The organism is Streptomyces sp. AB3(2024) (genome assembly GCF_041862025.1).
Classification (GTDB): Bacteria; Actinomycetota; Actinomycetes; order Streptomycetales; family Streptomycetaceae; genus Streptomyces.
In genome coordinates, this window is sequence record NZ_JBGWAB010000202.1 from 1 (window position 1) to 9,232 (window position 9,232).

At 73.7% G+C, this 9,232-nt stretch carries 9 protein-coding genes and 1 pseudogene; 3 read left to right on the forward strand and 7 right to left on the reverse strand.

Going from position 1 to position 9,232, the window contains the following annotated elements:
• From ACEPPI_RS38345 to ACEPPI_RS38355, 3 genes and pseudogenes are all read right to left on the reverse strand, one after another.
• Nucleotides 1-253, reverse strand: a pseudogene (locus ACEPPI_RS38345) (hypothetical protein); the annotation flags it as partial.
• A gap of 77 nt (nt 254-330) precedes the next feature.
• Nucleotides 331-1,125 (reverse strand): tyrosine-protein phosphatase, encoded by a 795-nt coding sequence (locus ACEPPI_RS38350; RefSeq protein WP_373919883.1) that lies wholly within the window; start codon nt 1,123-1,125, stop codon nt 331-333.
• Between the two features lie 137 nt (nt 1,126-1,262).
• Entirely contained in the window at nt 1,263-1,874 is a 612-nt protein-coding gene (locus ACEPPI_RS38355; protein ID WP_373919884.1) for a rhomboid-like protein, read from the reverse strand.
• A gap of 194 nt (nt 1,875-2,068) precedes the next feature.
• Here ACEPPI_RS38355 and ACEPPI_RS38360 point away from each other — a divergent pair, with 194 nt between their 5' ends.
• Nucleotides 2,069-2,854, forward strand: coding sequence for a hypothetical protein (locus tag ACEPPI_RS38360; RefSeq protein WP_373919885.1), 786 nt, complete (start codon nt 2,069-2,071; stop codon nt 2,852-2,854).
• Nucleotides 2,855-2,932: 78 nt separating this feature from the next.
• A complete protein-coding gene (locus ACEPPI_RS38365; protein WP_373919886.1) occupies nt 2,933-4,438 on the forward strand; it encodes a PepSY-associated TM helix domain-containing protein in 1,506 nt (501 codons plus the stop codon).
• A gap of 101 nt (nt 4,439-4,539) precedes the next feature.
• On the opposite strand, the gene ACEPPI_RS38370 is transcribed toward ACEPPI_RS38365, so the two are convergent.
• From ACEPPI_RS38370 to glnII, 3 genes are all read right to left on the reverse strand, one after another.
• On the reverse strand, nt 4,540-5,139 hold the full coding sequence (locus tag ACEPPI_RS38370; protein ID WP_373919887.1) for a winged helix-turn-helix domain-containing protein: 600 nt from the start codon (nt 5,137-5,139) through the stop codon (nt 4,540-4,542).
• A 357-nt stretch (nt 5,140-5,496) separates the two neighbouring features.
• Nucleotides 5,497-6,450 carry a hypothetical protein gene (locus ACEPPI_RS38375; RefSeq protein WP_373919888.1) on the reverse strand — a complete coding sequence of 318 codons (954 nt, stop codon included), beginning with the start codon at nt 6,448-6,450 and terminating at the stop codon, nt 5,497-5,499.
• 74 nt (nt 6,451-6,524) lie between these two features.
• Nucleotides 6,525-7,544: a glutamine synthetase gene (gene glnII / locus ACEPPI_RS38380; protein WP_373919889.1), complete on the reverse strand. Its 1,020-nt coding sequence runs from the start codon at nt 7,542-7,544 to the stop codon at nt 6,525-6,527.
• A gap of 188 nt (nt 7,545-7,732) precedes the next feature.
• Here glnII and ACEPPI_RS38385 point away from each other — a divergent pair, with 188 nt between their 5' ends.
• Nucleotides 7,733-8,671 carry a Gfo/Idh/MocA family protein gene (locus ACEPPI_RS38385; protein ID WP_373919891.1) on the forward strand — a complete coding sequence of 313 codons (939 nt, stop codon included), beginning with the start codon at nt 7,733-7,735 and terminating at the stop codon, nt 8,669-8,671.
• Between the two features lie 27 nt (nt 8,672-8,698).
• On the opposite strand, the gene ACEPPI_RS38390 is transcribed toward ACEPPI_RS38385, so the two are convergent.
• Nucleotides 8,699-9,232: hypothetical protein (locus tag ACEPPI_RS38390; RefSeq protein WP_373919890.1), on the reverse strand; the 534-nt coding region annotated here is incomplete at its 5' end.

Sequence of the window (9,232 nt, forward strand, 5' to 3'; positions counted from 1 at the left end):
CCGCCCCGCCGCGCGGGGCCGGGACCCCGCCCCGCACCTCGCCGGATCCGGCGCCGCGCCGCCCGCGCGGCAGGGCCCGCTGGGTCAGGGCGTGGGCGGTGAGCACCCGGCGGTTGCGGCCGAAGGCGGGCGGCAGCACCAGATAGGCGAGCCGCACCAGCCGCGGGTAGTGCTCGACGATGGCGGCCTCGGCCTGCTCGACGTCGGGAGGCAGGGGGCGGGTGGCGGTATCCGGCGCAGTCACGTTCAGCAGAACGAGCGAATCGTCGGATGGTCACCCGCCCCCAGCTCACACGTTCGGACGAACCGGGGCGCCCGCGGGGTGACCCGTCAGACGATCAGACCGGCCCGCAGCGCCTCGACCGTCTCGTCCGGGACGCCCAGTCCCTCGCGCACGTACTTCTCCATCGAGCCGTACCGGACGCGCACCTCGTCGAGGCCCGCCTCCAGGTAGGAGGGGAACACCCCGATCAGCGCCAGCGCGATGTCCGGGTCCCCGCCCGCCGCCGTGAATCCCTCGATCATCGGGGCGAAGGCCGCCTTCACCGCCGGGTTCACCGACAGGTATTCGGCCATCAGGGTGTCCTCGTCCGCGCCGAGCAGCGCGAGGATCACCGTCGCGCCCCAGCCCGTACGGTCCTTGCCCGCCGTGCAGTGGAACAGCAGGGGGCCCGCCTGCGGGTCGGCGGCCTCCGTGAGCAGCGTGCGGTACGCGGCGTGCGCGGAGGTGGTGGAGACGAACGAGCGGTACACCGAGCCGAACAGGGCCTGCGCCTTGCCGCCGCCCAGGTGCTCCTCGGCGACCGCCGGGTCGGCGAGGAGGTCCTTGAGCTGGGTGGCGGCGGGCATCCGGCCCTCGTTCATCTTGTCGGCGAGCACGTCGCGCACCAGCAGCCGGGCCCCTTCCGGTATCCGGTCGGGGTGGTCGGCGCGCTCGGCGTCGCTGCGGAGGTCGATGACCGTGCGCAGCCCGAGCGCGGCCACCGCCGGATCGACGTCGAGGTCGAGCCGGTCGAGGGCGCCCGAACGCAGTACGAGGCCCGGGCGGACGCTGCGGCCGCCGGTGAGCGGGGTGCCCCCGAGGTCGCGGAGGTTGGCGACGGTGGTGGAGGGGGTGGCGGTCATCGTGGCGGCTCCAGCGGTGTGCGGGGGTACGGGTCGTGCGGTGTGCGGTCCGCGCGGGCGCGGATCGACGGGGGTGTGGATCGGGAGGGGCTGACTCGTGTCATCCACGGCGGGTCACGGCTGGCGCCGCATACGGCTCACGTTAGGGCGATTTTCCGATGATGCGATCCGGAAAGACAATCGGCGGCGACCGAGACCCCGATCCCGATGCCCAGGGCCACCAGGTGCCCCGCGTCGGTGAAGGTCCGCTCCCGCCGCAGCACCGGCCGCACGGCGAGCGCCAGCAGGCCGGCCCGCGCGACGTTGCGCACGGTCCCGCGCGGCAGGGCCGAGGTCAGGGCGCCGAGCACGGCGTTGAGCCCGTAGCTCGCGCCCACGTCCAGGGCCCGGCGGGTCTCGCGGTCGGCGGTGCGCCGCAGGGCCCCGTAGACGAGGAGGGTGGCGGCGCTGTGGCCGAAGAGGAACACGGCGGCCGTCCACCAGGCGCCGTACGCGTACTCCGCGTAGCCCAGTACCGCGAGCAGCAGGAGGGCGTAGGGCAGCGGCATCGGCTCCTCGACCACGCAGGCGCTGGTCAGCAGGGTTTCCCAGCGTCCCGCGTCGAGGTTGTCGACGTTCGTCGAGCAGGCGCGCAGCACCCGCTCCCGCTCCGCCGGACCCAGCCGTTCCAGGGCGTGCGAACCGAGCTGCACCCCGCCCGTGTAGAGAGCGCCCAGCGGTGATGACCATGACGGTGGCAGTGGCTTCACCCGACCATGATCGGATACGGCCCCGTTGCGCGGGCCACCGGGCCCCGTGGGAGCATGACGGGGACATGCCTCCCTCCCGATCCGGCGCCCCTCTGCGCGCCACGCGGGCCGCGATGTTCGCGGCGGTGTGCGTCGCCTTGGGTGCGCTGGGGCATTCGTCCATGTCTGCCGGGGTCGTTCCGTTCGGATGGCTTATGGGTGCCTTCGTGGTGACCGCCCTGCTCGCCTGGCCGGCCACCGGGCGGCGCTGCGGGCCGGCCGGGATCAGTGCCGCCCTGCTCGGTGTCCAGGGAGCGCTGCACTTCGCGTTCTCCGCGAGCGACGCGCTCACGGCGGGGTCGGCGGCATCGCGGATGCCCATGCCCATGCCCATGGCCGTGCCCGTGACGGGTGCGGAGCCGATGCCGATGCCGATGCCGGGGCACCACCACCTGCCCGGCACGGGAACGCACGCCTCCACCGCCGCGGCCGACCTGGCCTCGGGCATCGCGGACGGCCTCGCGACGGCCGGCCCGGCGACCGGTGGCCGAGCCGCCGACGCGATGGCGGGCATGGCGGGCATGGCGGACATGACGGGGATGACGGGCATGGCCGACATGGCGGGCCACGGCGCCGCCGGGACGGCCGGCCTGGCGCACATGGTCGCGATGGCCGGGCACGGCGGCCTCGGGATGATCGCCGCGCACGTGCTCGCCGGACTCTTGTGCGCCGCCTGGCTGGCCCGGGGCGAGGCCGCCGTCTTCCGGCTGGCCGGGGCCCTCGGCGCGGCCACGCTGCACGCCGCCCGGCCGCTCGCCCGCGCGCTCGCGCTGGTCCGGACCCGGGTGGCCCTCGTACCGGCGCCGCCCGCGCAGCGTCCCCCGTACGTACGGCCGCGCCGCCTGCGCGGGGCCGTCCACGCCCACACCGCGGTCCGCCGGGGCCCGCCCGGGTGGCGAATCACCCGCACCACGGCCCCCGGCCTTCCTGCCCGCGCCTGACCGGCGCACCCTCCTTCGGCGAGGTGGGCGAGACCCGGGGCCCTCCACCCATGTCTTCGCCAACCCCTGAGGACCGACATGTCCCTCGACGAGCTCCGGGGCGTCCCCGCCCGGGACCCCGACGCCCCTGCCGACACCCCTGCCGAAGCACCGGCCGACGCCAAGGCCGACGCACCGGCCCCGCCGGCCCGGCGCACGGGCGGGGGCGGCTGGGCCGCCCTGCGCCCGCTGCTCCTGCGCATGCACTTCTACGCGGGCCTGCTCATAGCCCCGCTGCTGTTCCTCGCCGCCACCACCGGCCTGCTGTACGCCGGTTCCTGGCAGGCCGAGAAGATCCTCTACTCCCACGAGCTGACGGTGCCCCACGTCGGCGAGGCCTCCGTACCGCTCAGCACCCAGGTCAAGGCCGCCCGCGGCGCCGTGCCCGAGGGCAAGGTGCTCGGCGTCTGGCCCGCGCCCGAGGCCGACGCGACCACCCGGGTGATCATGGAGCGTCCGGGGCTGGAGGAGGGCCAGACCCTCACGGTCTTCGTCGACCCGTACACCGCCGACGTGCGCGGACAGCTCACCACCGCCGGTGACGCGCTGCCGCTGCGCGCCTGGCTGAGCGAGTTCCACGCCAGCCTGCAGCTCGGCGAGTTCGGCCGTAACTACAGCGAGCTCGCCGCGAGCTGGCTGTGGGTGGTAGCGCTGGGCGGCCTCGCGCTGTGGATCGGCCGTCGCCGCTCCCGCAGGGCCGACCTCGTCCTGCCCGACCGGGGGGCCACCGGCCGCCGCAAGACCCTGTCCTGGCACGGCACCGTCGGACTGTGGGCCGCCATCGGCCTCGTGGGCCTCTCCGCCACCGGCCTGACCTGGTCGAAGTACGCGGGCGAGAACATCGGGCAGCTCCAGGACCGGCTCGGCGGGGCCACCCCCTCCGTGGCCGCCACCCTCGCCGGGGGCGCCGCGGGCGGCTCCGACGAGCACGCCGGGCACGTCATGACCGAGGGCATGGAGATGCCCCCGCCGCCGCCCACCGCCGACATCGGCATCGACCGCGCGGTGGCCGCCGCCCGGGCCGCCGGGGTCACCGAGAGCCTGCGCGTGACCCTGCCCGCCAAGGGCAAGGGCTACGTCGTCAAGGAGAACGACAAGACCCTGCCGGTGCACCTGGACTCGGTCGCGGTGGACCCCGCCGACGGCCGGATCATGGACGAACTGCGCTTCGCCGACTACCCGCTCCTCGCCCAGCTGACCCGCTTCGGCATCGACCTCCACATGGGCCTCACCTTCGGGATCGCCAACCAGATCGCCCTGGCCGCGCTCGCCCTCGCGGTGATGTTCCTCGTGGTGTGGGGCTACCGGATGTGGTGGATGCGCCGGCCCACCAAGGAACGCCGGCTCTCCGCGGGCCGCGCTCAGCCGCGCGGTGCCTGGCGGAAGCTGCCGGTGACCACGCTGCTGCCGTTCGCCTGCGTGACGGCGGCCGTCGGCTGGTTCGTCCCGCTGCTCGGGATCAGTCTCGTGGCGTTCCTCGGGGTCGACGTGGTGCTCGGCTTCGTGGCGGCCCGCCGCCGCCCGGCCGGGGCGCCGCTGGGCTGACGGCCCCGCCGGGCTCAAGGCCCCGGCAACGCCCGGTGGGCCCGTACTCCCCCTCGCGAGTACGGGCCCACCGTCGTGTCGGGCCGTGACCGGCACCCCGGTCAGGGTGCGTACTTGTAGCCCACCCGGCGCACGGTCTGGATCGCGCCGCGGTGCGCCGCGCCCAGCTTGCGGCGCAGCCGGGCGATGTGGACGTCGACCGTGCGGCCGTCGCCGACGTGGCCGTAGCCCCAGACCGTGGTCACCAGCTGGTCCCGGCTGTGCACCCGGTGCGGGTGCGCGACCAGGTGGGCCAGCAGTTCGAACTCCAGGTACGTCAGGTCCAGCACCTCCCCGTCGACCTCGGCGGTGCGCTGCGCCGGGTCGATGCGCACGAGCGCGTCACCGGCGACCGCCGAAGAGGCGGACGCGGGTCCGGCCGGAGCGGCGGGGGCGGGAACGGACTGCGGGGAGAAGGCGATCGGGTGCTGGTCGGCCGGTACGAGGACCAGGTAGCCGACCATCGGCGGCTGGCCCGGCAGTGCCGGCAGGGTGTGCTGGGGCGCGGGCAGCCAGGTGGCGCCGGGCGGGAGCAGGTCCACGACCCGGGCCACCTCGTCCCGGTCCACGGACCGCAGCCGGTGGCGCGGACTGGGAGGGAAGGAGGGGGGAGCGGAGGTCGCAGCGGAAGCGGCAGAAGCGATGGAACGGGTGTTCGCCATGAGTGGTCAGCTCTTTCACGCGGAGTGGTCGGCAGGAGACGTACGCAAGTCGTCGTCGTTGTCGTACCGCGCAGACCGAAGGCCCCGGGAAGGGTCTGCTGGAAGGTCCCGGAAGGCGTTAGAGGGCCGGCGCGTTCTTCGCGCGGCAACACACCCGGTCGAAATCGTGATCCTGACGGGACGGCCAGAACGGCTCCAGGTCGCTGCGACCTGTTGTCGAGGAGTGCGGGTGGCTGGCCATGGACGTCATTCAAGCAGATGTACGGGGCCCAGGGCAGGCCCCGTCTCACCTCGTGGAGCGGAATCTCATATTCAGCAATCAAGGTTTCGTCAGGACGTCATATTCCCGACATACCGTCAGCCGGTCAGTCGCTTCCGCCAGTCCAGTCCGGTCACCCGTATCGCATCGTGGGCGGAACCGTCCCACGCCCACGTCAGCCCCACCGCGTCCAGGGCGGCGGTCACCTCGCGCCCCACGGCGGCGGTCCGCGCCTCGTCGGCCGCGTCGTCGGCCGCGTCGTCGGCCGCCCCGTCACTCGTCGCGAAGCCCCCGTAGAGGAGGTACAGGTCCCCGCCGTCGGCGGCGCCCTCGGTGCACTGGCTGTGAAAGAAGACGAACCCCCGTGCGTCCGGCAGGCCGTCGCCCCGGATCTCCGCGAGCCCGCAGCCTCGGCAACAGGCGAAGTTCTCCCGCGCGGTGATCCCGGCGGCCTCCAGCGCCGCGAAGGCACGGCCCAGTCGCTCGGGATCCGTCTCACCGCTCCAGCCGGACTGCTCCGCGACCCGTTCTCGCCAGAGCCGGTTGACGAGCAGCTCGGCCTGGGCGCGGGACACCGGCCGGACCCCGTCCGCGACGAGGTTGTCCTCGGCTTCCTCGACGAGCGTGGCCAGGCCGTGGTAGCCGGCCCGCAGCCAGTTCCGGACGATCCCGGTCAGCTGCTCCTCGATCGCCGGGTCGAGCGGAGGCACCTCCTCCACCGGGAACTCCAGCCGCTTCCAGACCGGTCCGAGGTCCCAGTCCGCCTCCTGCCGGACCCAGCGGGCCATCACCGCCACCACCTCGGCCGCCGTGGCCACGAAGGTCCGGAAGTGCCGGTCGGGGGCGCCGGCCCGGTGTTCGAGCTGGTAGTCGCCACCGGCCTCGTGCCAGACCTGGACGAAGACGCCCGGGTCTTCGGGGATGCCGGTGACGACGAGGAAACGGTCCCCGTCCGCGCCGATGCGCTCCACCAGCTCGGTCAGTCCCGTGAGGCCGGGGTCGTCGTGGGGCCCGTCGGACTCGGTCTCGATCCTGATCTTGATCGCTTGCATGTGCACATGCTGGCAGGCCCAACGGCGCCCGCCCTCCGCGCGGGAGGGCGGGCGCCGCTCGGGGCCGGTCGGTCCTAGACCAGGCCGTCCTTCTCCAGGCCGGTGCAGCAGGTGTCCGTGATGAGGCGGGTCACCACGTACGGGTCCACGTTGGCGTTCGGGCGGCGATCCTCGATGTAGCCCTTGCCGTCCTTCTCCACCTGCCACGGGATGCGCACCGACGCGCCGCGGTCGGAGACGCCGTAGCTGAACTCGTTCCACGGGGCCGTCTCGTGCAGACCCGTCAGGCGCTCGTCGATGCCCGCGCCGTAGTTCTTGACGTGGTCCAGCGGCTTGCTGCCCTCGCCCAGCGCCTCGCACGCGGAGATGATCGCGCGGTAGTCCTCGCGCATCGCCTTCGTCGAGAAGTTGGTGTGGGCGCCCGCGCCGTTCCAGTCGCCCTTGACCGGCTTCGGGTTCAGCGTCGCCGACACGTTGAAGTCCTCGGCGGTGCGGTACAGCAGCCAGCGCGCGATCCACAGCTGGTCGGAGACCTCCAGCGGGCCGACCGGGCCGACCTGGAACTCCCACTGGCCGGGCATGACCTCGGCGTTGATGCCGGAGATGCTCAGGCCCGCGGCCAGGCAGTGGTCGAGGTGCTTCTCGACGATGTCCCGGCCGAAGATCTCGTCCGATCCGACACCGCAGTAGTAGCCGCCCTGCGCCGCCGGGAAGCCGTTGACGGGGAATCCGAGCGGGCGGGCCCCGTCGAAGAAGGTGTACTCCTGCTCGATGCCGAAGATCGGCGCCTGCGCGGCGAACTTCTCGGCGACGGGGCGCAGCAGCGCGCGCATGTTCGACTCGTGCGGGGTCATGTCGATGTTCAGCACCTCGCACAGGACGAGGAGGTGGTCACCGCCGCGGATCGGGTCCGGGCAGGAGAACACCGGCTGGAGCACGCGGTCGGAGGCGTGGCCCTCGGCCTGGTTGGTGCTCGACCCGTCGAAGCCCCAGATCGGCAGCGCCTCACCGTCCGCCAGGATCCTGGTCTTGGAGCGAAGCTTCGCCGTCGGCTCGGTGCCGTCGATCCAGATGTACTCAGCCTTGTAGCTCACGGGGCCCCATCCTGACTCTGCGGTGCTGCGGATCGCCATGGTGTTGACGGCAGCGTGCCCCGTGGCGATTTCTCATCCGTTGCCCGTGTGTGAACCCCGTGTTACCGGCGTTTACCCCCCAGGTGGGGGGGCTTGTGCGGGTCGGCGGCCGCACGTCCGTCCGGGTGCGGCACACTGAGCGGGTGAGCATTTCGTATGATTTGAACTCCGACGGTGAGCGGCCCGAAGGCGTTTCCGGCCGAACCCGCCCCCGGGTCGGACTGCTGGGCACCGGCCCCTGGGCCCACCGCACCCACGCCCCCGCCCTCGCCGCCCACGCCGGCTCCGAGTTCGCCGGAGTGTGGGGCCGCCGCCCCGAAGCGGCGGCCTCACTGGCCCGGGAGTACGGCGTGAAGGTGTACGAAGACCCCGACGCGCTGTTCGCGGACTGTGACGTCGTGGCCTTCGCCCTGCCCCCGGACGTCCAGGCCCCGCTCGCCGTCCGTGCGGCCGCCGCAGGCTGCCACCTGCTGCTCGACAAGCCCGTCGCCACCACCGTCGGGGACGCCCGCGCCGTGGCCGGGGCCGCCGCCCGGCACGGCGTCGCCTCCGTCGTCTTCCTCACTCTCCGCTTCGCCGAACCCACCGCCGGATGGGTGGCCGAACAGGCGGGCCGGACCGGGTGGTTCACCGCCTCCGCGCACTGGCTCGGCGCGGTCTTCCCGCCCGACGGCGAGCCCAGCGCCTACGCCGAATCGCCCTGGCGCAAGGCCAAGGGAGGCCTGTGGGACGTCGGCCCCCACGCGCTGTCCGTACTGATCCCGGTACTGGGCGAGGTCACCTCCGTCACCGCCGCCCGGGGCCCCTCCGACATGGTCCAACTGTCCCTGCGGCACGCCTCGGGCGCCGCCAGCACCGCCGTCCTCAGCCTGGGCGCGCCGCGCGCCGCCGCCGGGGTGGGACTGGAACTGCGCGGGGTCGAGGGCGTCTTCGCCCTGCCCGACTGGAGCGACGTACCCGGCGCCTACGGCCGCGCCCTCGACGCCCTCCTCACCGCGGCCCGCACCGGCACCCCGGACCCGCGCGACGCGGACTTCGGCGCCCGCCTGACGGAGATCCTGGCGGAGGCGGAGGACCAGCTGAGTTAGCCTCCCGCCTCCGGCGGTCGCCGGCCGCTACTTGATCAGGGCGTTGGCCACGATGATGGCCAGGCCGATCGTGGCGTCCCCGAGGCCCATGAGCAGGGCCGACCGGAGCCGGTAGCCGACCCGGATCGCCACGAAGGCGCCCCAGGCGAAGAGCAGCGCGGTGTTCATGCCGAGCCCGATGGCCGTGACCCCGTACGACTCCCAGTGCGCGAGCCCGGTGAACAGCAGCAGGAGCACGGTGGGCAGGGTGGCCGCGATCATCGGCCACTCGTTCCACAGGACCCGGGAGAGTACCCGCCAGCGGCGCCAGAGGGAGCCGCTCTGGTGGGTGCTCATGTGGTGCGAGTACCCGTGCGCGAGCGCGCCGGTGGCGGCGGTGACCAGTACCCAGCTGGCGTCGTAGAAGGGGGTGACCTCCCCGCCCTTCTGGTCCAGCGCGGCCAGCAGGGCGCTGGCGAGCACCGTGCCGTACACCCCGCCGAACATCCAGTCGGCCCCCCGCCGCGGCGGCGGCACCGGAGGCCCGCCGGCGTCGCGCGACGCGGGGGGCGACGCGGCGGG

Coding starts and splice junctions, on each gene's coding strand:
- ACEPPI_RS38375 (WP_373919888.1), bottom strand. CDS start 6,450: ATGCAAGCGATCAAGATCAGGATCGAGACCGAGTCCGACGGGCCCCAC.
- ACEPPI_RS38350 (WP_373919883.1), bottom strand. CDS start 1,125: ATGACCGCCACCCCCTCCACCACCGTCGCCAACCTCCGCGACCTCGGG.
- ACEPPI_RS38365 (WP_373919886.1), top strand. CDS start 2,933: ATGTCCCTCGACGAGCTCCGGGGCGTCCCCGCCCGGGACCCCGACGCC.
- ACEPPI_RS38360 (WP_373919885.1), top strand. CDS start 2,069: ATGGGTGCCTTCGTGGTGACCGCCCTGCTCGCCTGGCCGGCCACCGGG.
- ACEPPI_RS38370 (WP_373919887.1), bottom strand. CDS start 5,139: ATGGCGAACACCCGTTCCATCGCTTCTGCCGCTTCCGCTGCGACCTCC.